Source organism: Capnocytophaga catalasegens (assembly GCF_026005215.1).
GTDB classification, from domain to species: domain Bacteria; phylum Bacteroidota; class Bacteroidia; order Flavobacteriales; family Flavobacteriaceae; genus Capnocytophaga; species Capnocytophaga catalasegens.
In genome coordinates this window covers 26099-49029 of the sequence record NZ_BPMA01000017.1, presented here as the reverse complement: position 1 = coordinate 49029, position 22931 = coordinate 26099, and the positions used below count along the sequence as shown (strand labels likewise).

Here is a 22931-nt window from a genome sequence, read left to right as displayed (position 1 = left end):
AAAAATATTCATAACTATTGATTTTGAGGCAAATATACAAAATTATTTTTAATTACGGATATACAAAAAAATTATTTTCTGATTTTTCTCACTTTACAAATAAGCAGTTAAATGAAATGATAGCCGAAAGTGAAAAAGCTATCGAGAAAGTAAAAGAAAACTTAGACTTAACTAAATCCGAAGACATTGAATATTTAGACCGACTTAACAAAAGACTTGAAGAGTTAAAAAGAACAGCAAGGGGAAGTTTTTCTAACAATTTAACAAATATGATAAAAGGGTTTCATATTATTTTAAACCCGAATACAACCTCACAAAACAAATTACAAGCATCAGACAATATAAGCAATGGAATAAACGAACTTCAAAACGTATCAGAGAGAATTGCTTCTATTTTCGACAAATTAGGTGATGATTTAGAAAGTTCCTTACTAAAAACATTTGCAAAAATAACGGAAGGCATACAAGTAGGATTGCAGGGACTTAATACTGCCATTCAAATAAATGCAGGGCGAATGTCAAAGGGTGAAGGGTGGCTTTCAGCTATTAGTGCAGGAGTGAGTTTTATTACTGGAACAATAGGGGAAATATCCGCTCGAAACAGAGCCATACGAGCGCAAAATGCACAAGATGCAAGAGACAAAAGACAAGCGCAAGAAGATTATAATTTAGCCCTTGCACAAGAGCTGAGAATGCGTACAGAACTTAATAGTAGCGGACTTACACACCAGTACGTTAATCGAATGAAAGACGGACTAAAATCGTTATCCTATGCAACAGAAGAGCAACAAAAGAAAATCCACCAGCTAATAAATGAAGGTAGGGTAAAAAAAGGTTCGAGAAATGTTACTGACTGGGGGGCGGTTGCTAATACAGCCTTGCAGGGGGCGGGAGCGGGGGCGGTTATTGGGTCTGTTGTGCCAATAGTAGGGACAGTCATAGGCAGTGCTATCGGCGCAGTTGTTGGGTTTGTTGGGGGGCTGTTCAAGAAAAAGAGAAAACAAGAGTGGAGCGGTATTTTACATGAATTTCCTGAATTAGTATGGCGAGGAGCAGATGGACTTTTGCATGTAAATAAAGCGCTACTTGAAAACATCAAGGCAAACAACCAGCTTGATGAAAAAACAAAAGAAATTGTACAAAACATTGAAGATTGGAACAAACAAATAGAAGAATCTAATAAGAAAATCAATGATATAGCCACAGAGATACTATCTGAGTTAGGAAACAAATTAAGAAATTCATTAGTAGATGCATTTAAAGCAGGAGAAGACGCAGCTATTGCTTTGCGTAAGGTAGTAAGTTCCATTTTTGAGGATTTGGGAACAAAACTGATTTTTGATGCTCTAGCAGAGCCCGTAATTCAAGAAATTAAACAAGATATTATCAAACAAACAAAAGAAAGAGGAGAAGCAGGACTTTTAGACGCTATCGGAAAAAGTGCAGGAAAATTAAGCGGTGTTGCTAAAAATATGCACTTAGCTCTTGAACAATTACAAAAAGTAGGAAAAGATAATTACGGGTTAGATATATTGAAAAACAATAAAGAAAACCAAAAAGGTCAAGTAAAAGGTTTACAATCAATGAGCCAAGATACAGGTAGCGAATTAAGCGCTCGTTTTTCCTCGATGAACGAACTCCAACGAGTGAGTAATGAAGAATTGAAAAAAGCAGTTACCATAGCACAAGGAATAAAAGAAAGTACCGATTTTATGAAAGACTTTTCGGCAAGGTCTCTGCAACACTTAGCAAATATAGATACCAATACAGGTAGATTGGCAAAAATAGAAACGGATATATCAAAAATGAGTTCAAATTTTGAAGAAATTAAATTGCATGGGCTAAAAATAAAGTAAAAAAACACCTATAAAAACGTGTTGATTTTACACGTTTTTTGTAACTTTGCATTTGAAAAATATAACGATGACCATCAGCCAAAAAAACATATCCGATTTTACAGCCACGCTACTTATCAATGATTTTTCAAGTTTGGTTTCGTACCCTTCGATGAAAAACGTTCTGAGTAACGATTGGGCTGAATATGACGGCTTGGAAGTCGATTTATCAGCGCCTAAATTGGATAAAAAAACGCTTGAATTATCGTTTTTATTGGCTGATAAAAGTAAATACTTTGATTTTATTGCTTTTTTGTTGGAGCAAAATCACCGAGATTGGTATTTTCCTGATGTAGAGAAAGTGTTTAAACTTCGGATTGTTGAATTTTCGGGTTATCAGGAGTTTTTAAACAAATCAGAAATAAAAATAAAACTAAGTGATGATTTGCCGTTATGGAATTATACGTACAACCCCGTAACTATCAATCAAGGTACGGATGATTGGTTTTTAGATGGTGTTGCTTTTTCAAAATATGGAATAGTTGTTTTGGAAGGGAGTGAAAATGTGTATAGTGAGAAAGAAGTTAAACCCATATTAGAGGTAACCAATGGGCTACTTTCGGGTGTAAAAACCTTTGACCAATCTTTAAAAAAGAAAAGTCGAAAAGCAACTATAAAATGTTTTTTAAATTGTGAGTTGTCTAACTTCTGGAATATTTATTATGGTTTTTTGCATAATTGGATAAAGAAAAATGCACGAGAACTCAGAGCAGAAACCAAAACCTATCAATGTTATTATGAAAGTAGTAAAGTGCTATATTTTGATTTGCACGAAAATAAAACCCGTGTGCGTTGCCAGTTTGATATGAATATCGTTATTATTTAAAAACTATTGAAACAAACGAAAAAAAGTTAAAAATGAAAATATATATTTCTCAAACCGAATTTAAAGAAATTGATGTAAAAGATGATAGTTATCGCCTTCGTGAAATAGCAGGCGAACACAATATTACATTATTGTTTGATTTGCCTGAATTTATCGAGTTTCCCATAGGTTCGTTTTGCGATTTTCAAGGCGAAAGATACACGCTTTTGAAGCCTCAAAACTTTAAGAAAATCAGTAATCGACACTATGAATATACGTTGGTTATGGAAAGTTCGCAAGCGCTTTTAACTACCATTCGATTTAAAGATTTGGTAAGTAAAAAGGTAAAATTTACCTTGACGGCAACACCTCAGGAGTATTTGCGGTTATTGACCGATGTTTTAAATGAAAATGATACATCAGCCAATAAATGGAAAATCGGAGAATACATATCAAGTAACGAAAAACTCATTGCTTTCAATCATCAGAGTTGTTTAGAGGCTTTAACCTTGATAGCTGAGACTTTCAAAACCGAATGGGAAATAAAGAATAAAACGATTGATTTAAAAAAAGTTGAATACAATAAAGATAATCCATTGGTGCTTGCTTATGGCAAAGGCAACGGGTTTAAATCGGGTGTAGGTCGAAATTCAGAAAATCAGCGTATAACTCGCTTGTATGTACAGGGAGGGGATAGAAACATTGACCCTTCAAAGTACGGGAATGATACATTGCTTTTGCCAAAAAATTATGAATTTACTTACAATGGCATTGTATATAAAACAGACCCGCAAGGGCTTTATATTGAGCGAAAAGAGAAAGTGAATTTTACCAATGAGGCAAGTTTGGATTTATCTCATATTTATCCCAAAGCCGTTTATACGATTGACCAAATATGGAAGAAAAACATTGGAGGTAATAATTACTCTATACAAAGTCCTCAGATGCAAGGGATTGATTTTGAGAAATTAAAGATTGCAGGTGAAAAATTGACGATTATCTTTGAGAGTGGAATGCTTTCTGGTAGAGAGTTTGATGTCAAGTATGAAAAAGGACGTTTTCATATTATACCCAAGGAAGAAGATGGGCGAACCTTTCCCGAAGACGACCGATATGGACATTTTCACCCAAAGAAAGGTGATCAATTTGCCGTTTTCGGTATGCAGATGCCCGATGAATATATTTCAAATCTGCAAAATAAAACAGGTGCAAGTTTTGAAATGCTCAATGAAGCGGTAAAATATTTGTATGAAAATGAGCAAGATAAATTTTCATTTGTAGGAGAATTAGACGGCATTTTCATAAAAAATAATTGGGCGAATTATGGAGGTAAAATTGTTTTGGGTGGGTATGTTAATTTTAAAGATAATCATTTCAAACCTGACGGGGTTCTAATTCGTATTGTTAATATAAAAGACCATATCAATAGCCCAGAAAATCCACTTATAGAATTAAGCAATGAAGTAGTAAGTGGGGGAATTTCTTCTCTATTTGGAACAATCAAGCAACAAGAAATATTAGCTCAAAAACAAAGAAAAGAAATCATCGATTATTCAAAAAGACGCTTTCAGGATACACAAGAAACGCAAACTTTGATAGAAAACGCTTTTACAGAATATAGCAAAAGTATCAATCCTGCTACTATTCAGACAATGCAACTAATGGTTGGCGATGCTTCGTTACAATTTCGTTTTGTTGATAATAAAACCACTACTAATGAAGTAATTGTGCCTGTAACGTATGATGCCAACACAAAACAAATAAGCCTACCTAAGTCCATTTTGCAACATCTTACATTGGGAATAGACACGATAAAGCCCAAGCGGTCAGTTAGTGAATATAAATTTTGGGATTTGCCAGCTTTTACCTCAGGAAGATTAAATGATGAAAAAAAGTCGTATTATTTGTATGTGAAAGCCAATAAAACAAACTCGGAAGCTACTTTTTTTCTGTCTGAAAATGTGATACATATGGAACAAGAGATGGGTTTTTATCATTTTCTGTTTGGTATTCTCAATTCGGAACGTGAAGGCACAAGAGGCTTTTCTAAAATGTACGGATTTACAGAAGTATTGCCCAGTCAAATCACAACACGCAAAATAGCATCAAGTAATGGAAAGCAATACATTGAAATGTTAGATGACAAAATAAACATTGTAGCCGATGTAACATTTACACGAGAAAGCAAAGAGCAAATCCAACAAATCAGTCAAAAAGAAGTAAATAATTTGCGGATTGGTGGGCGAAATTTAATTAGAAATTCACATATTGAAAAAGATACGTTTTATTATGATGTAGAATTAACACAACCACTTGTTGAAGGAGAAACCTATACGTTTTCTTTTGATGCAAAAGGAGATCTGCAAGGGCGAGTATTTTTTAATAATAGTACAGATGGGCATTTTCCAGCTGAAAACACAACAGATTGGAAACGATTTAATACTACATTCAAGTTTAAAAAAGATGACTATCAGGGGCACATAATATTTCCACACTTGTACGGGGCTACAAATGTTAAAAAAGTTCAATTAGAAAAAGGCAACAAAGCCACCGATTGGGCGCCCGCTCCCGAAGATGTACAACAACAGATTATTAACACAAATCAAAATATTACGAATACACAAAATCAATTACAGCAGAATATTGACAAAAAAGCGGACAGCCTCAAACTTACCGAATTGGATTTAACGACTTTTGACCAAAATAAATGGTTTCCAGTGGTATCTTCGAGTATGCCACCGACAGGCAGAAAAACGTTTAGAGTAACTATGGATTTGTATTATAATGTTCATAGTCCTTCGTGGGCAACACACGGAAGTAAAAGTTTTTCGTTACTATGTCAATGGACAACCAACGGATGCAGCTGGGGAACTATTGACATAGAACGAATAATTGAAATATTCACATACGCTTGGACAAAAGAAGGAAAATCACCATTATTGGATATTTCCCAATCTTGGACGGATAGTAGAGAACTATTTTACTTGCGAGGAGGCGCAAAATATCACGTATTTACAGACCAAGACATCAATGTAGAAGTGTTTGAGAATGGCTGGACAAACAATAACAATACACGATTTAATCCGATTGACTATAATGCAAATTTAATTCCCAATACGTTTCGACATAAAATAGAACAAAATACGTCCAAAATTACGAAAGTCGAAAACAAAACAGATTTTCTTTCAGAAACTCGTATAGATGGCAATGTAGTAGCCACAGGTACGCTTGTATTAGGAAATGAAAACGGAGCAAACACAGGAATTACGGGTGTGGGAGGAAACAATGATGTAAGTATTTATTCAGGAAGTGATTTTGCAGGCAGAAACAATGCCCCATTTCGAGTAACCAGAGATGGACGCGTATATGCAACGAAACTTCACGCAAAAGAAGGGTGTTTTATTGGTGATTTTAGAATTTTGTCAGAAGCTATCCAATCTGGATATTTCGATGTTGAAAATTATAAGACTATAAATAAAATAGACAAACCTTCGCATTTGATAAGTGGAGGCGAATATACAAGAAATCAGGGAGGGTTGCACTTAGGTAGAGGAAGTATACTATTTGCTGACAGAGATGGCAATGTAGATAAATTTGTTTCATTAGGCAAAGAAACCATATCATCAAGCTCACAAATAGCTGCTTTACTTTCTTTGATGAACAAAGGAGAATCAACAAAATATGAAAACTATGGAATTTATATAGATATGACCCCAAAAGCTGGTATTGTAAAACAGGGAATTACACGAGCTATCTATATGAAAGGTGATACATACCAAGAAGGAAATTCCATTCAAAAAGGAAATTCTGTAATATTTGAAGACGCTTACAGAGGAGGTACATATTACGGAGCTATTGTTGATAATTTCACAAAAACGCACACGTATATTTTTACAACTCGAATAGGTAATGGACACGTTCGCTTACCAAAAGCCTCTGAAATTAGACAATCGGTAGGTAGAGATGTAACCTTTGAATTATCTATAATTTGCGCTCATAGTTTCGCAGATGCAATAATGCGTATTGAAGGTTCAGAAGGTGGTTTTTTATTGGATAATAATGGTAACAGATATAACGGAAGCGTAGGCTATATAGATATGGGAAGGGGAGATACGTTAGTAGTACGCAATTATGGAGCTGATTGGTATATTATGTCTCATAGAGATTAAAAATTTATAATTATAAACAATGAAAGAAAAAGTAAAAGAGTTTTTCAAAAGACAATGGATAAAGATAGGAATACTAATAGCGCCTCTTATTTTGTTTTTTGCCAATATAAATGTTGTAAAATGGCAAGACAAAACGCGCTATTTCGTTGATGTTGTTATCAAATCAACGCCGTTTTTGTTCGTTTATACATTGTGGTCGCAATGGTATGACAACAATCGTGTGTTTGCGTTGTCTATTTCGAGTGCTTTGTTGCTCAATTTGATTGTTGGCATTCGTTATCATTGGAAACGAGGCACGTTTAATATAGGTATTATGTTACGCAAAGAAATCGAAATGCTGTTCGTAGTGGTTTCGGTGTATATCTTGCTTCGAGTGCTTGCAAATCCGCTACTTGATAGCTTTGCTGGGAGCGTATTTGTTGGAACGATTGAATTTATATCGGTACTTTACCCTGTTTCAAAAGCATTGAAAAACATTTTTATAATTACCGACGGCAAACACCCGCCCAAGTTTGTTATTCAAGCGCTTTATAATTATGAAAAAGAAGGCAAATTAAAAGATTTTTTTGATAGTTTCCAAAATGGAGCAAAAACCAATGAAAACGACAATGAAACTCAAAGTAAGCAAGGAGCAGAAACAGAATATTAAAACCATAGCGTATATCGCTTATTTTGCATTACTGATATACATTATAAGAAAAGCGTTTTTAATAACATTAGCAAATTTTTAAAGTATAAAAATATGGATTTTCAATTAACAAATAATTTTTCAAAATCGGAATTTGACAGCAAAGACGGCTCAACTATGCCCGCTGATGTATTGAAAAATATTCAAGAATTGGCAAAAAACCTACAAGTTTTGCGCGATTTTGTAGGAAAAAAAATAACGATTAACAGCGGGTATCGAAGCCCAAAATATAACGCTACAATAAAAAATGCCTCACCTAAAAGTCAGCATATTTTGGGTAAAGCTGCCGATATAGTCATACAAGGGGTATCGCCCAAAAAAGTAGCTCAGACTATCGAAAACCTGATAAAAGAAGGCAAAATGAAACAAGGAGGCATTGGTATTTACAAAACTTTTACGCATTATGATATTCGTGGAGTAAAAGCACGTTGGCAGATGGTGTAAATTGGTTTTAATATTTAAGGTTTAATGTTTAATGTCCTTAGAACTTGAAACTTGGAACTTGAAACTTGGAACTATAAAAAAAACAATCTTTTTTATTTCTGAAAATCAACTAATTAGAAAATATTTCAAATTTTTTTTACAAAAAAACTTGCATATTGTGGAAATTCACAATATATTTGTAGAGTAATTAAAAGGATATAAAAATGAAATTAACAAAGGTAGAAGAAGAGCTGATTATAGCAATTCGTAATTTTAGAGAAGCACAACACAACCCTTCGTTTGAACTGGAATGGTACGCAAGAGAACTTTTTGAAAAGGTTTTAGATGGAGAAGGAGACAAAGAGCGTAAGGAAATACTAAAAAAAGAACGTGCTAAACAAAAGAAAAAATAACTTAGTAGTGAGGGCAACCTCACTACTTTAAAACCTTATCATATGGAAATAATTATCAGTAAAAGAGAAACTACAAAAAAACAAATAGAAGACATTGCTCTTGAAATATCTTGGGCTAAAATTTCACAGCGTTATTTCGGAAAATCTGCTTCGTGGATATACAATAAACTTTCAGAAATTGACGGAAACGGAGGTGTTGGGGGCTTTACCGAAACCGAAAAAGAACAATTTAAAGGTGCTTTGTATGACTTAGCCGCCCGCATACGAAAAACAGCTGATAATTTTCAATAATTATAGCTGCCTTTTAATTACACCCAGCCCGTTGAAAATCAACGGGCTTTTTTGTCGGTAGTACCGATAGGCAAAAAAAATGATTTTTTTTGATGAAAATAATTTGCACATTTAAAAAATTGTCGTACATTTGCAGTGTCAAAAACCCGTACAGATTTTTATTTCTGTATATTAAGTAAAATATTTATAACTCACGGCGTGAGGGTGTCGCATAATAGTAATGTTATGCAAATTCGTAAATACGGGTTTTTGACAACACCTACTCACGCCGTTTAATTTTTTTTAATTTATGTCAAAAACCCAAACAAGGAACCAAGCAGTTGCAACAGCCAAAAGAACCCTTGAATTAGTCAAAGAATTATCATCAGTTGATTATCTGTTAGACTACAAATTACGCAATATGATAGAGGTTTTGCGTGATAACATCGAAGATTTGCATACCGAAATCAACGAAGATGAACCACGTGAAATATTGCTGATACGAAGCAATAAAGTAACAGCACTCTTTGAAATGCTTGTAGATTTGTTACCTAAAAGTCCTGATTACTTTGAGAAAGTGCAAATATTGAGCAATAATTTATTAACCCAAAAAACCGCTTAATTATGAAAGAGTTAATAAAAATAACAGAGCAAAACGGCATTCAAGCTGTGTCCGCAAGAGAATTGTACGAATTTTTAGAGATTAAAGAAGGTTTTAATCGCTGGATTGAAAGAATGTTTGAATATGGATTTACTGAAAATATTGATTATCAGGCGATAAACATTTTTGTTCAGGCATCAAACGGCATAGGTGGCACAAACAAAAAAGACTACGCTCTATCATTAGATTGTGCCAAAGAAATATCAATGCTTCAAAGGTCAGAGAAAGGCAAACAAGCAAGGCAGTATTTTCTTGAATGCGAAAAACTCGCCAAGCAGATAAAACCACTCTCACAACTTGAAATATTGGCGCAATCAGCACAAATACTATTAGAGCAAGACCGCCGTATCAATCAAGTGCAAGAGCAGGTCAATCTCATTGAAGCAAAGCTCACCACCCGACCCGAATATTTTACGGTTGCAGGTTACGCATCACTTTTGAGAATAGATTGCGGTATTAAGTTAGCCAGTTCGCTCGGTCGTAAGGCATCAAAACTTTGCAAAGAGCGAGGCATACCAACCGAAGAAATTCCTGACCCTCGTTTTGGGTTGGTAAAAACCTACCCAGCGCATATTTTAAAAGAAATATTTGATAAACCAATAACAGCATAATCATATATTGAAATGAAAAAAACAATCTTTTTTTTAAGTGTGATGCTTGCAGGAAGTTTGACAATTCATTTATTTTCGGTAGAAAAAATCAGCAAGCAAACAGAAATTATCAAGCAAACAGAAACCGAAAATAAACAATTAAAACAAGAGTTGTCAAATCAAAAACAAATTTCTTTTCTGTTGCAGAAAAAAAATGATAGTTTGGTCAATGTATGGAAAGAAACGTCCAAAGAAAAAATAATTGAAAAAATCAAAATCAAAAACAATGAGAAATATATTCATTATCTTAACTCTGTGCTTGATGAACAATTACGTATATTCGCAGAAAACTTGGAACAAGAGCGCACCAATTATAATCATTGGCAAAGACACACTAATTCAGATAACAACCAATGACGTACACACACTAAACTTGCTAAAATTCCGAGCGGACGAATGCGAAGAAATCCAATCGGCATTACTAAGCAAAATACAGCAAGATAGCGTGCTTATTGATAATCAGACAGCTCTGAATAGTTCTTTGCAAAAACAAATCAGCTTGCAGAGTAATATTATAGAAAACAACGACATTATTCAGCAATCATACAAGCAACAAATTAAAGAAATCAAGAAAAAACACCGAAAAAACGTTTATTTGTTATCGGGTATATCTGTTTTATTAGGTGTTTTAACAATAGTCAGGTGATACTTTACTTCTCTTTTTAATTATTTAGCACTATAAAGATTATTTTATAGTGTTTTTTTGTTGCTTAATTGGTATCATTATTTTGTAAATATTTTTCCAGACCCTGTTATCAACCAAGTAGCAGACACGGAAAAATCTTTAACCAAATAATGAAGCCAAGATGGTTTTAAGTAGAATTTGTCAGGCTCTTTTTTTACTTTATACAAGTTTCTTTTGTCTATTTCGTAGAGTTTGCAAAAGGTTTGTATGCCTCTAATTTCTTTCTTCGCAATGATTTCTTCCAAAGCCTTAAAAAAACGGTTTGTTATCTGTATGGAAATGGTGTCTTGCATAATCAATTATTTTAAAAGGTTTGAATAATCCTCTGGGAGTTCTGCGTCAATATCTCGGAGATACTGCTGTAATGCGGTCAGTGTGGTGTGTCCCGTGATGAGCATCAGTTTATCGTAAGTTTCCATTTGTCCGTATTGAGAGCGTAATTCTCGATATAGTTTTGTGATAAACGTATGACGGAATGAGTATAATCCGTAGTCTTTGCCTAATCCTAATTCGTTTTTGATTTCTTTAAAACGCTTTGTCCAATAGTCCCGTTTGTCTGTTTCTCGGGTTGCCCAATAGTCCGCACCATTGGGAGCAAATAGATAAAAATCGGGGTTTATTCCTTTGAAATGCTGAATTTCTTGCATCAGGATTTCAGGAATAATTTTGGTTTTAACGAGTTTGTTTTTAGCCCGAACGTTCAATTTAGCATCGGAAAAATCAATGTCTTTCACTTGCAAACGGCACACCTCAATCGGACGCAAAAAGTTATACGATACGAATTTCACAAACAGAAGTAAGTCCTTGTCTTTTTGTTCCATAAGTGCAAAGGCTTCATTTTGTTGTGTTTGGGTGTAGGTCTTATTGCGTTCGGGTTTGGCTTGTAGTTTTTTGATTTTGTCGGTTACATTGTGCGTTACCAATTCGTTTTCTTCCAATGTGGAAAACACGGCACTCAGTACAGCAAGGGTATTGTTCCGATTTCTCGGACTGGATTTGACCAGCACGTGATTTAGATAATCGTTAATATCCTTTTTGGTAAGGTCTGCAATGTTGGAATTGTGCAATCCTCTTGCTTTGAGGTATTTTTTGAATTGCTCTACACGGCTTTTATAGTCTTTAAAGGTGCTTTCCTTGACAATGCTTTTTTTGATTTCAAGGACATAGTCCAACGCCGAAAAGCAGGTGTATTTATTTTCTGCTTCCTTACCATCGTATGGATAAAATCCGCCTTTCAAAAGTTTTTCAACGATATTTCGCAATCGATGGAATGCTCTGTATCGGTCGTCAAACTCTTTGTATTCCTGATTTAGTTTGTAGTAAATGGAGGGCTGTTTGACCATTTTTCCGTCTTTGTTTTGGAAATAATAGTACACGTACCAACGTTTGTATTTAGCCATCATTTCCTGCTTTTCCTTATCGGAAAAAGCGGACAAAGGCTTTTCAGCGATGACCTTTGGGAAAATCTGAGGCTTTTTGTACGGCTTCATATCGTTGGGTTTTGGCAAACAGAGGTTATACTCGCTTTTATACTCGGTATTGATTAAGTTGATGATTTTTGACATAAAAAAATACGCTAAAAGCGTATTTTTCAAGTAGTTATAAATACGGGTGGAGTATGGGGCTCGAACCCACGACCTTCGGAACCACAATCCGACGCTCTAACCAACTGAGCTAAAACCACCATTTATTCGGGTGCAAAGGTACAATTTTTTTTTCTTTTCACCAAAAAAAACTCAAAAACTTTTCACAAAGCTATCTTTTTCAAAATAAGAAACTTAACAAAGGTTGTTTTTTATTTTTAAGCAATTTGTTTTTTATTTTTAAAAAAGCTAAGGCTGTTAATAGTGAATCGCCTGCGGCATTGTGTCGGTCGTGCATAGTAATATTAAGTTCCGTACAAAGATCGTCAAGTGTATAATGTTTGTCATTGTTAAGTAATGGATTGATTATCTTAGTTTTACGAAACAAATCATTGGTATCTATCATCTTATTTTGCAAAGAATCCAAATGCATTCGTTCTAAAGCCGCGTTGAGCATTTTAACATCAAATCCAACGTGATGTCCTACAAGAACTGCATTTTCTATATATTTCACAAATAATTCCATAGCTTCTGATTCAGAGTATTTCGTATACTGATGATGTTTTCTAATGCCATGAATAGAAACCGCTTGTGGATTGAAAGTTTCTTGCTCTAAAAATATTTCAAATGCATTTTTCAAATTGATTCGGTCATCAACTATATCTACAGCACCTATGGACAGAATACGGTCGTTTGCATAATTAAATCCTGTGGTTTCTGTATCAAAAACAACAAATCTTACTTGCGAAATAGGAGGATTTTCTTTAACAAATTTCTGCAAATAAGACTGCCAAAATATAGGATATTTACTAAGGTCTCTTTGTTTTTTGATAAAAAAATGAAACATATTCTGAAGTTTTTATGGCTTTTGAGTGCAAAATTAAAGAAAAATCTTTAATTATTTTTAAACGTTTTATCTGAATAAAAAAGTGTTTTTCTGAGATTTAATCTTTATCTTTCAGCAAATATTGTATTTTTCCAAAATAAATTCAAAAAAATTCTGCTTTTTGATGCAGAGTTATTATCTTTGCATTTACAAATGTACAATTTATGTTGTTAATTGATAAATATCGAGACGAATTTGCTCAATTTCTCAAAGAAAATATAACGAAAACACAACCCGAAACGCTTTATGACCCAATACATTATATTTTGAATTTGGGAGGAAAGCGCATTCGTCCTATCTTAACAATTCTCAGTACTGATATTTTTAAAGGAGACTATAAAAAAGCAATGTTTGCCGCTTTAGCTATCGAAATTTTTCATAATTTTTCTCTTGTTCACGATGACATTATGGACAAAGCACTTTTGAGACGAGGCAAAGCGACGGTTCATACAAAATGGAATCTTAACACAGGTATTCTGTCTGGAGATGCTATGCTTATTTTGGCTTATCAGTACTTTGAGCGATATGAACCTCATATTTTTAGAGAATTGGCTATTATCTTTGGTAAAACAGCGTTAGAAGTTTGCGAAGGACAACAATATGATTTAGATTTTGAAAATCGAAATGAAGTTTCTACCGAAGAATATCTGAAAATGATAGAATACAAAACTGCTGTTTTGGTTGGAGCAGCCCTACAAATGGGAGCTGTTGTAGCCAAAACAACCCAAGAAAACAAACAGATTATTTATGATTTTGGTGTGGCACTTGGTATTGCTTTTCAGCTTCAAGATGACTATTTAGATACTTTTGGTAATGCCAAAACTTTTGGTAAAAAAATAGGTGGTGATATTCTGGAAAACAAAAAAACATTACTCTATATAAAAACTTTTGAAAATTCTAACCCTTCTCAAAAAGAAGAACTCGCTTCTTTATATACAACATCTTGTTCAGTTTCCGAACAAGAAAAAATAGAACGTACAACAACTTTATTTAAATCTGTACAAAGCGATATCTTGTTAAGGGAAGAAATTGAAAACTATACTTTTAAAGCTTTTTCATTTCTTGAAAAATTAAATATTTCAGAAGAAAAAAAGAGCATTTTACGACAATTTGGAACTGATTTAATGAATAGAAACGTATAGATTTCAAGAATATAAATCTACTTTATCTATATTATATCTGTAAACTGACAAACTAATACGCTCTGTCTTTCTTTCCTTCGTAATAGTTGATAAACGCCCTATTTACCACGCGGTTTCCGCCATCGGTTGGGTAATTGCCGGTAAAATACCAGTCGCCTAAGTTCTTTGGACACGCCTTGTGCAAATTCTCGACGCTTTGGAAAAGAATCTCCACCTCCGGAACAAAATTATTCGGCAGAAGCATTTCTGTAATCTTCTGAGTGATTTCTTGGTCTGTAAAAGGTGCATATACCTCCTTCACATAGTTTACTACCTTGTCATCGCTCAGATGTACCTGCGAAATACACTTCTGATACACCTGCTCCACGATGTCATACGTACCCCGCTGGCGATGTAGTGCCAACGCAGCCTCGAAAGCGATCAGCTCTTCCATACGTGCCATATCGATTCCGTAACAATCCGGATAACGTATCTGTGGTGCAGAGGAAACTACTACGATTTTCTTCGGATGTAGGCGACTTAGTATGCTCAGAATGCTTTTCTTGAGCGTCGTACCCCGAACTATACTGTCATCTACGATTACCAGATTGTCGCCCTTCTCTACTGAGCCGTACGTAATGTCATATACGTGGGCAACTAAGTCATCTCGGCTGCTATCTTCGGTGATAAAGGTGCGTAACTTGGCATCTTTAATGGCAACTTTCTCTTTTCGGATTTTCTGAGAGAGAATTTCGCTTAGCCCTTCGGGAGTGATGTTTGGCTGAGCCAAAATCTGCTGCTGCTTAAGCTGATTCAGGTACGTATCGGCTTCTTCTACCAGCCCCAAATAGGAAGTTTCGGCTGTATTAGGGATATATGCAAAAACCGTATTCTTTAAATCATTATCAATAGCCTGTAAAACATCGGGCAATAACAAAGCTCCGAGCTTCTTACGCTCTTTGTAGATTTCCTTATCGCTTCCTCGCGAGAAATAAATACGTTCGAACGAACACGCCTTTCTTTCCAACGGCTCGGTAATCTGTTCTATGCTGATACTTCCGCCTTTCTTGATGATAATTCCCTTCCCTGGGTCAAGCTCTTGGACTTTGTCATATTCCACATTGAAAGCTGTCTGAATCACGGGGCGTTCTGAAGCGATTACGACCACTTCGTCATCTTTATAATAGTATGCTGGGCGTATTCCTGCGGGGTCTCGCACCACGAAAGCGTCTCCGTGTCCTAAAATACCTGCCATTGCATAGCCTCCGTCCCATCGGCGGGCTGCCTTACGCAATATTTTGGTAACATCTATCTCTTGTGCGATGCGTTTTGAGGCTTCTATCTTGGTAAGCCCTTCTTCTTTGAACTTCTGATACAGTTCTTCGACCTCCGTATCCAAGAAATGCCCGATACGCTCCATAACGGTAACAGTATCAGTCTGTTCTTTGGGGTGCTGCCCGAGTTGTACCAGCCGTTCGAAGAGTTCTTTGGCATTGGTCATATTGAAGTTTCCCGCTACAATGAGGTTACGTGATTGCCAGTTGTTCTGACGTAGGAACGGATGCACATTCTCGATGCTATTTTTGCCAAAAGTACCGTAACGCACGTGTCCTAAATAGACCTCGCCCAAGTAAGGCAGCGTACGGCGTTGTTCCTGCACGTCGTTTTTGAGTTCTGGATACTCTTTGAGCAAGTTATTGATTCGGGTGTTTATTTGCTTGAAGATGTCCTGAATGGGCTGCGGCTCTTTGGAGCGTATCCGACTGATGTAACGTTCCCCAGGAAGCATATCCATCTTGATACTTGCCAGTCCGGCTCCGTCCTGTCCGCGGTTGTGTTGTTTTTCCATCAGCAAATACATTTTGTTGATGGCGTAAAAGAGTGTTCCGTACTTGTCCTTGTAGTACTCCAAAGGTTTTAGCAGTCGCACCATCGCGATACCGCATTCGTGTTTAATGTTGTCGCTCATCTGTTTTTAGGCAATAGGGGTTAATCAATAGGCAATCGCCTTTCTGATTTTACTGGTGCAAAAATACAAAAAAAGAAAGTAACTATGCAATTTACTTTCTTTGTGTATCGTTTAATTTTTCTGTAAAATGTGTAAGAATTCGGTTGTTTTCTCGGCTTTATGATTTCTATTTTCTTCTTTATCGGCTTTAAATCGTTGGTAATTGGTGCTTACTAAGTCATAGCTACCATATTTTCTCATAATAGTTTGTATTTCGGAGGCAGTCATCAATCCTTCATTATTGTAACTCAAAAAGATATATTGAAAATTTGCTTGTTTTATCAGTTTATCAAAAGTATCTATTACTTGATTTTTTTTACAATACATTGATTTTTGATAATTGCGCAAACCTGTTTTTCCTTTGGGTTCAAAAGAATCGTACATGGCAATGGTATTAAGTAAATGATAGTTAGCACCATACTCACGAGCGTTATAAGGTGGGTCGAGGTATAAAATATCGCCCTGAATGGTTTGAATCAAATCATTGGCATTTTTGTTGAAAACCAAGTGAGTATGTTTACTTTCTGTAAAGTACGCTGGTTCTATAAAAATATCTTTCTGTGCTGATTTTTTGATATGTTTTAGAAAAGCTCCATATACCGAAGCTGTATTGGCTACCTTATCGGCACTCTCTAAAAGGGAAGCCAACAGAAAATAATACAAATTGTCCGAAATATCACTTTTTTTGTGCCATTGTTCTATTTTTTTGCGAATAGCATCAATTTTTTTGCCATTTTCTTGCTTAAAATATTGTCGTTGTGCTTTTCCACCTTCGGAATATTGTTCAAAAATGAATCCTTTTTCACCTTGCAATGCGTTCAAAATATCGATATAAGTCGAAAAATCCATCGGCTCATAATTTCCGATATAGTTTTTGTTGAGAACAAAACTATAATATTCTATATCGTTGGAAATCACTTGCTTGACTTCCTTCTTGAAAGAACGCCCCACAATTCCTGTACCAGCAAACAAATCACAGAAAACCTTATTGGACAAATCTTGCCCAACTACTGAGTGTACGCCTTGTTTGATAAATTCTGATAGCTTATATTTCGAACCAATATAGTTCATTTAATTGATAATCCAAATGATATCTGATAAGATTTTTTCTTGATTAAATGTAATTTCTTTTAATTTTTCAACTGAAAAATGATGTAAATAGTCTTCTATTTGTATTTTTATAAAGTTAATTTCCGTTTTGAGCTTCCAATGTTGTCCATTCTGTGCAAAAAGAACTACAAAAATTCTATTTTTATAATGTTTTCGTCCTTGTTGGCTTTGATTTTCGTAAAACCATTGGATAAGTTCGCCCTTATGGATACGTGCATAGTTCAAATCTTTGCCAAATCCATTAGGAAATACACTTGTTTTATGGTCAAAAGGAATATTGTCAATAGTAAAATCAATCCATTTATCATATTCATTTCGATAAGGTACAACCCGTTGGTTCATGGCAAAAATTTGCTCCACTGCCTTTGCTGACCAGAAATTTAACCATCGATTTAGAGCATAATTTTGCTGTTTTTCATCTAAAAACTTGATCCGATGTTCCAAATCGGTAAAAGAGCGTATATGATATACGAAATTGGTCTGCTTATCCCAGCTATCTGATTGCTTTCTGCCCCATACATACGGAAAATCCAATCGTTTTTTCAGGTGAATTTCTAATTGTTCCAAATTTAGGTGCATAAGATAATTTTTAATGGGACAAAAATACAAAAAAAGAAAGCAAATGATGTATTTGCTTCTTTTTGTGAATTATTTGTTATTTGCCAGTTCTTTGTTGATATTGTCTGCCAAGCGTTTGTACTTGTCTTCGCCATTGAGGAAAGCCAACGAATTGATTGTTTTCACCAATTTTTTGAATACCTCATAGGTTTTGCTTCGGGCGGTTTTAGTTGCCCCAACTTCTACGCCAGCACTCTCATAAACACGCTCTTTGGAAAGCTCAGCAAACTCGGCATTGGCGGTAGTTAGCACCGATATCCAAGGAGTTGCACCGATTAGGGCTATTTTCGCTTTGCTTTCAGCGTCAGAAAGCTCGGCAAGTAGCCCAATGATAATCCCCGTTTCTTCATTGAAAGGCTTTAGCTGCGGTGATTTGCCATATTTTTTTACAATACGTGCCAAATCACTGGCGGCGATAGCTTTATCTTCTTCAGGAAACTTAGTAAAAAGCTCTACGTGCTTTATAAAACCTACCAAAGCCCTATCACGCTGATTGTCTAACTGTGTAAGTTTTTCGGTATGTTTGCTTCCTCGCTCGTGGGATTTGAACAGCTCGGTAAGGCTATCTACTGATGCCGAAAATTCATTCTTAATGGCTTCTAAGCCCAGTTCTTGTACGTTTTCTTTCGCTAAATAATCGCGAACATTGTTCATTATCGTCAGAAATGAACCCATACGAATTGCATTTAAGTCTACTTTGGTTATCATAGTTTTAATTATTTAAAAAATTAGCAGATTATGTGTTTGTTAGTCGTTATTTTCTGTGTTGTTTATTTAATTTTTATTGAAAATTTATGTTGAAATTATTCACAGCTGAAAAACCAAGAACATTGTCTTCGGTTTTAGAGAGACTGATACACTCCCTGTCACGCTGAACAAAGTCGAAGCGTTATTTTTATACTACGCAATAAATATTTATACAATGGCAAATAGATTTTTTTTCTAAAAAATATTGCTAAATTAGTTAAATATTCACCCGTTGGGATAATTTATCAGTATAAATTATATAAATCATTGCCAGTTTGCAGAATTTAGCGTCCTAAATTATATGAACGTCTGCCCTTTTGGACTGTTTAGCATCCTAAATAAGCTCAACAGGCAGCGGTTTGCTTCGTTTAGGATAATAAATGATATGAATCGTTGCCTTTTGATATCATTTATCTTGAAATTTAACTTTTTTCATCTTTATTTTTACAACTTTCGCGTAGTTTCTCGCTCTATAAGTGTCGTTTTTATAATTTCGGTACGGAAAGGTTTTTCTTCATTGTTTCTTTCAATGGTTTTTATTAAAAGTTTTGCTGCTGTTTTTCCCATTTCGTACGGATGTTGGTCGATAGCTGTAAGCTTAGGATACGAATTTCGAGCCAAAAATCCGTCTGCAAACCCAATAATACCCAATTGTTGTGGTATTTTTATACCTCTATCGTGTGCCTGTCGGATAACTTTAAGCGCCAAAAACTCATTGGCACAAACCACCGCATCAAAAATTCGTGTATCGAAAAAATCAATAATTATCTGGTCTGAATGAATATCCTCAACAGGGAGTATCAGATTATCATCTATCGGATATCCAGCATCATTCAACGCATTTTTATATCCTTGCGTACGTAATTGACCAATACTAATATAGTCAGGAATCGTCAAAAGAGCAATACGCCGATATCCTGTTTCGATAAGATTATTTGTTGCATTATAAGCAGCCATTGCATCATCGCTAATAACCTTATCACAATAAATACTATCAATTATTCGGTCAAAAAGCACAATAGGAAATCCCTGATTGATAGCCTCTCGCAAGTGATGGTAGTCTTTGAGCTGTTGAGTTTCTTTAGATACGGCAATGATAAATCCGTCAATATTTGTATTGGCAAGGGTATCCATATTTTGAACCTCACGGTCAAATTGTTCATTGGTAAAGCACACCGTAATATTATATCCTTTCTTGTAAGCCACTTGCTCTATTCCACTAACAACTGTCGAGAAAAAATCATGAGCTATTTCAGGAATAATTACCCCAATGTTTTGACTTCGCTTATTCTTCAAACGCAAAGCAATCGGATTGGGTTTATAATTATGTACTTGGGCAAATGCTCTAATACGTTCTTTGGTTTCTTCACTTATTTCTTTGCTATTATTGAGTGATTTGGACACAGTCGAAATAGAAACATTTAGCTCCTTTGCCAATTGTTTTATAGTAATTCTTTTTTTCATAAATAGTCCAATTTTATCAAAAATATGTTGTGGCTTGGCAAAGATATAAAAAAATATATAATTTTCCCTTTTGTTAAGCTAATTTTTTTTCATAATAATTTTTGAAACTCTTAAAAAAGATTGTTGCTTTCCTTTTTTTTTTATACTTTTGAAAAAATTTTTAAGATTTGGTCTATTTTATAGTAAAAATACAACAAAATGTCATTAATATATCTACAACCCATTCAAGAAAATGAAGCACTACAAGAGTTTCCCTATGAAAAAATAGGCGGACGCATAGCAAAACATACCAAAAAAAACGGATTACCCACCATACAAGGCGTGCAAATAGCCCTCTTGGCTGTAATTGATGAGCAAAGTCTCGCTCCTCATACATTTCGCAAACATTTTTATAATCTTTTTGTCGGTAACTGGAACGTTTCGCTTGCCGATTTTGGCAATCTTCCAGCTGGAAACACCGATGAGGATACTTTTTTTATTATCAAAGAAATTGTCTATGAGTTTCTGTATCAAGGTATTACACCTATAATCGTTGCTCCAAAACAAGAGATTACTTATGGGATATATAGAGCCTTTGACAGACTCGAACAATTAGTCAATTTAGTCTGTGTTGATGCTTCTTTTGATTTCGGTAACGAACACCAATTTGTTTCGGCCAATAGTTATATGAGCCGGATTCTGATGGAAGAACCTACCAATCTGAATCACTTTACCAACATCGGTTATCAAACCTATTACAATGCTCAAGAAACACTCGATGTTTTGGACAAAATGTATTTTGAAAGCTATCGCTTAGGACAAGTTACTCATTATATAGAAATGATAGAACCTATACTTCGTAATACCGATATAGTTAGTGTTGATATGCGCTCAGTTCAAGCCGCTGACCTAGATTGCTCTGATGCATTTCCTAACGGATTTTCTAATCGAGAAATATGTACAATCGCACGATATGCAGGACTTAGTATGCAAACTTCGGTCTTCGGTCTATTCGAAATTCCTAATACACAGCGTGCTTTACAATTAGTTGCACAAATACTTTGGTACTTTATCGAAGGCTATAACTATCGCACACAAGAGTTTCCTACACCATCTGACCCGAATTTTACCAAATATAATGTACTTATCGATGATTTAATTATTGAATTTTACAAAAGTAATTTCACAGGTCGATGGTGGATTTTGCCCAACGAATATACCAACGGAAGTGCAATGTTACCTTGCACAGAAAAAGATTATGAACAAGCTTGCTCGGGCGTAATTCCTAAACGTTGGTGGAATTTGTACAAGAAATCGTTATTATAAAGCTATATTTTTTACACAAAACATTAGTAATCAATATTTTATATTATAATTTTTAATACAACAAAAATAAAAAGTATATAAATAACAAAAAGTATTAGTATTTCAAAATAAAAAGAATCAGTATCTATCGTTCCACGTGGAACTAAAATAAATAAAATAAACCCATTTTCAATACAAAAAGATTATAAACAAATCATCAGTTACAAAAAAATGAACCTAAAATATAAAATTCTTATTTTAAAGCCTATTTTTTTCATTATTTATAACCTATATGAATATTTAGTCATATTTTTTATAAAAGTCGAAATTTGATAGGTTTCTGAAAGCCATTTTTTAATGCTAAAAATATTTTTTTTTATATTTTTACATTATTATATCAAATATCAATAATGTCGTTGGTTTATTTTTTTTTGAAATTAATTTCTATGTTATAAAACGAAAGTTGATTTTAACAAATATAAAGTTACATTATTTTGAATATTTTGACAAAATAAGTTATATACAAAACATATCTTAATTATTTAGTTTTTTTATTCAATGTTCCACGTGGAACACTAAATGTCTTTTAATTTTATTACTTATGAATACATCACCAGATAATTTATACATCAAAACTAAGGATTTTTCCGTCAGTAAAGAAGATTTTTCTCTTTTTTATAATGAAGAATATGATTATTTGCAAACTTTTCCACAACCTGAAAACATAGCAAAATACTACGAAAGCGAAGATTATATATCACATACGGATAGAAATAAAGGTCTTTTTGAAAAAATATATCAATTGGTAAAAAGATATATGCTCAGCAGAAAGGTTCAATTGCTTGAAAAATATATCAAAAACAAAGGTACTTTACTTGATATAGGAGCAGGAACAGGCGATTTCTTGCGAATAGCTCAAAAAAAAGGTTGGCAAGTTACTGGAGTAGAACCAAATCAAAAAGCAATTGATAACGCACGTAAAAAAAATATTTCTCTATATAAAAACTTAGAAGAGGTACAAAGAACTTTTGATTGTATTACACTATGGCACGTATTGGAACATATTCCCAATTTGCAACTACAAATAGACTTTATAAACAAACATTTACAAACTAATGGAATTCTAATTATAGCTGTTCCTAATTATAAAAGTAAAGATGCTTTTATTTATCAAGAATTTTGGGCAGGATATGATGTTCCGAGACATTTGTGGCATTTTTCTAAAACAAGTATTTCAAAACTTTTTAGTGATAATCATTTTCAAATCATTAATATAAAACCTATGCTATTTGATGCTTTCTATATTAGTTTGCTTTCTGAAAAATACAAAACAGGTAAAATAAATTTTATAAAAGGGTTTGTAAATGGATTTCGTTCTAATCTTTCTGCAATACAAACTGGAGAATATTCTTCACTTATCTATATTCTTAAAAAAATAAAATAATAAAAAA

21 protein-coding genes and 1 tRNA gene are annotated in these 22931 nt (G+C 34.3%); 13 read left to right on the top strand and 9 right to left on the bottom strand.

Annotated features, from left to right (window positions below; translation table 11 throughout):
* The first annotated feature begins 116 nt into the window (after window positions 1-116).
* The 10 genes from OO775_RS05760 to OO775_RS05715 all read left to right on the top strand — a co-directional run bounded on the left by OO775_RS05760 (window position 117) and on the right by OO775_RS05715 (window position 10620).
* Entirely contained in the window at window positions 117-1856 is a 1740-nt protein-coding gene (locus OO775_RS05760) for a glycine zipper family protein (protein ID WP_264846093.1), read from the top strand.
* 67 nt (window positions 1857-1923) lie between these two features.
* Window positions 1924-2721, top strand: coding sequence for a hypothetical protein (locus tag OO775_RS05755; protein ID WP_264846092.1), 798 nt, complete (start codon window positions 1924-1926; stop codon window positions 2719-2721).
* A gap of 32 nt (window positions 2722-2753) precedes the next feature.
* Window positions 2754-6869, top strand: a complete 4116-nt coding sequence (locus OO775_RS05750) for a hypothetical protein (RefSeq protein WP_264846091.1) — start codon at window positions 2754-2756, stop codon at window positions 6867-6869.
* A gap of 19 nt (window positions 6870-6888) precedes the next feature.
* Complete coding sequence (locus OO775_RS05745; RefSeq protein ID WP_264846090.1) at window positions 6889-7518, top strand: hypothetical protein; 630 nt, start codon at window positions 6889-6891, stop codon at window positions 7516-7518.
* A 93-nt stretch (window positions 7519-7611) separates the two neighbouring features.
* Window positions 7612-8001: a YcbK family protein gene (locus OO775_RS05740; RefSeq protein WP_264846089.1), complete on the top strand. Its 390-nt coding sequence runs from the start codon at window positions 7612-7614 to the stop codon at window positions 7999-8001.
* A gap of 203 nt (window positions 8002-8204) precedes the next feature.
* Complete coding sequence (locus tag OO775_RS05735; RefSeq protein WP_264846088.1) at window positions 8205-8393, top strand: hypothetical protein; 189 nt, start codon at window positions 8205-8207, stop codon at window positions 8391-8393.
* 42 nt (window positions 8394-8435) lie between these two features.
* Window positions 8436-8684: a DUF5053 domain-containing protein gene (locus OO775_RS05730; RefSeq protein ID WP_264846087.1), complete on the top strand. Its 249-nt coding sequence runs from the start codon at window positions 8436-8438 to the stop codon at window positions 8682-8684.
* A gap of 289 nt (window positions 8685-8973) precedes the next feature.
* Window positions 8974-9285 (top strand): hypothetical protein, encoded by a 312-nt coding sequence (locus tag OO775_RS05725; protein WP_264846086.1) that lies wholly within the window; start codon window positions 8974-8976, stop codon window positions 9283-9285.
* A 2-nt stretch (window positions 9286-9287) separates the two neighbouring features.
* The gene (locus tag OO775_RS05720) at window positions 9288-9935 is read left to right on the top strand and encodes an antA/AntB antirepressor family protein (RefSeq protein WP_264846085.1); all 648 of its coding nucleotides are present in this window, start codon (window positions 9288-9290) and stop codon (window positions 9933-9935) included.
* Window positions 9936-10200: 265 nt separating this feature from the next.
* A complete protein-coding gene (locus tag OO775_RS05715; RefSeq protein ID WP_264846084.1) occupies window positions 10201-10620 on the top strand; it encodes a hypothetical protein in 420 nt (139 codons plus the stop codon).
* 77 nt (window positions 10621-10697) lie between these two features.
* On the opposite strand, the gene OO775_RS05710 is transcribed toward OO775_RS05715, so the two are convergent.
* From OO775_RS05710 to OO775_RS05695, 4 genes are all read right to left on the bottom strand, one after another.
* On the bottom strand, window positions 10698-10952 hold the full coding sequence (locus OO775_RS05710) for a hypothetical protein (protein ID WP_264846083.1): 255 nt from the start codon (window positions 10950-10952) through the stop codon (window positions 10698-10700).
* A gap of 6 nt (window positions 10953-10958) precedes the next feature.
* Window positions 10959-12224 carry a tyrosine-type recombinase/integrase gene (locus OO775_RS05705; RefSeq protein WP_264846082.1) on the bottom strand — a complete coding sequence of 422 codons (1266 nt, stop codon included), beginning with the start codon at window positions 12222-12224 and terminating at the stop codon, window positions 10959-10961.
* Between the two features lie 44 nt (window positions 12225-12268).
* A tRNA-His gene (locus OO775_RS05700) sits at window positions 12269-12344 on the bottom strand.
* A gap of 79 nt (window positions 12345-12423) precedes the next feature.
* Window positions 12424-13089 (bottom strand): 3'-5' exonuclease, encoded by a 666-nt coding sequence (locus tag OO775_RS05695; protein WP_264846081.1) that lies wholly within the window; start codon window positions 13087-13089, stop codon window positions 12424-12426.
* A 203-nt stretch (window positions 13090-13292) separates the two neighbouring features.
* On the opposite strand from OO775_RS05695, the gene OO775_RS05690 reads away from it, so the two are divergent.
* Window positions 13293-14270, top strand: coding sequence for a polyprenyl synthetase family protein (locus tag OO775_RS05690; RefSeq protein WP_264846080.1), 978 nt, complete (start codon window positions 13293-13295; stop codon window positions 14268-14270).
* Between the two features lie 52 nt (window positions 14271-14322).
* On the opposite strand, the gene OO775_RS05685 is transcribed toward OO775_RS05690, so the two are convergent.
* The 5 genes from OO775_RS05685 to OO775_RS05665 form a co-directional block, all read right to left on the bottom strand.
* The gene (locus OO775_RS05685) at window positions 14323-16218 is read right to left on the bottom strand and encodes an amidophosphoribosyltransferase (RefSeq protein WP_264846079.1); all 1896 of its coding nucleotides are present in this window, start codon (window positions 16216-16218) and stop codon (window positions 14323-14325) included.
* A 111-nt stretch (window positions 16219-16329) separates the two neighbouring features.
* Entirely contained in the window at window positions 16330-17328 is a 999-nt protein-coding gene (locus OO775_RS05680) for a DNA adenine methylase (RefSeq protein WP_264846078.1), read from the bottom strand.
* Window positions 17329-17946: a hypothetical protein gene (locus OO775_RS05675; RefSeq protein WP_264846077.1), complete on the bottom strand. Its 618-nt coding sequence runs from the start codon at window positions 17944-17946 to the stop codon at window positions 17329-17331.
* A gap of 69 nt (window positions 17947-18015) precedes the next feature.
* Window positions 18016-18693 (bottom strand): DUF6261 family protein, encoded by a 678-nt coding sequence (locus OO775_RS05670; protein ID WP_264846076.1) that lies wholly within the window; start codon window positions 18691-18693, stop codon window positions 18016-18018.
* A gap of 483 nt (window positions 18694-19176) precedes the next feature.
* Complete coding sequence (locus OO775_RS05665; protein ID WP_264846075.1) at window positions 19177-20196, bottom strand: LacI family DNA-binding transcriptional regulator; 1020 nt, start codon at window positions 20194-20196, stop codon at window positions 19177-19179.
* A 198-nt stretch (window positions 20197-20394) separates the two neighbouring features.
* Here OO775_RS05665 and OO775_RS05660 point away from each other — a divergent pair, with 198 nt between their 5' ends.
* Both OO775_RS05660 and OO775_RS05655 read left to right on the top strand, forming a co-directional pair.
* The gene (locus OO775_RS05660; RefSeq protein WP_264846074.1) at window positions 20395-21501 is read left to right on the top strand and encodes a formimidoylglutamase; all 1107 of its coding nucleotides are present in this window, start codon (window positions 20395-20397) and stop codon (window positions 21499-21501) included.
* 580 nt (window positions 21502-22081) lie between these two features.
* Complete coding sequence (locus OO775_RS05655; RefSeq protein WP_264846073.1) at window positions 22082-22924, top strand: class I SAM-dependent methyltransferase; 843 nt, start codon at window positions 22082-22084, stop codon at window positions 22922-22924.
* Window positions 22925-22931 lie beyond the last annotated feature (7 nt).